The 616-nt window shown below is 66.1% G+C and carries 1 protein-coding gene; it reads right to left on the bottom strand.

Annotated features, from left to right (window positions below):
• Positions 1-616 (bottom strand): VCBS domain-containing protein (locus tag BN1120_RS03820; protein WP_042014832.1); only part of this gene is annotated, 616 nt, incomplete at both ends.

The raw sequence follows: 616 nt of genomic DNA, 5'->3' as shown, positions 1-616 counted from the left end.
TCCCCGTCGCTGTCCACCAGGCTCACCGCGAAGTCTTCGAACAGGCTGTTGTTGCCGTTCGCCGTCGGGTGCGCCTCGTTGTCGTTCAGGGTGTAGCTGTAGCTCACCAGCCCGGTCGCCGGGTTGTACCCGGTGATGGTCAGGGTGTTGCCCAGCGGCGTGGTCACCCCGCTCAGCGGGAAGCCCGCCACCACCCCGTTCACCACGATGTTGATGCCACCCACGCTCAGGGTCTTCACCCCGTCCGGCGCGCTGATGGTGAAGTCCCCCGTCACCGTGGTCGACTCCTTGCTGCTGTCCGACCCCGCCGACTCATTCTCGCCGCGGGTCGCCAGCAGGTCGTCTTCGTACACCTTCGCATCCCCGCCCTCGCCCTTGGGCGTCAGGTTGGTGATGGTCACCCCGTCATCGTCGTTCTTGATGGTCAGGGTCAGGGTCGCCGTGCTCACGTCTCCGTCCGCATCCGTCAGGGTGTAGGTGAACACTTCGCTGCCCACCCCGCCCCCGGTCAGCGCCTTGAAGTCACCGTCGTTCGGGTTGAGGGTGTAGGTGTAGGTGCCGTTGGCATTGAGCACCAGGCTGCCGTAGGTCCCGCTCAGGGTGCCCGCAGTCACCG

Origin of the sequence: Aeromonas caviae (assembly GCF_000819785.1) — a bacterium.
Taxonomy (GTDB): domain Bacteria; phylum Pseudomonadota; class Gammaproteobacteria; order Enterobacterales; family Aeromonadaceae; genus Aeromonas; species Aeromonas caviae.
Note: the sequence above shows the minus strand (reverse complement) of the source record. Positions and strands in the feature narration are given on the sequence as shown.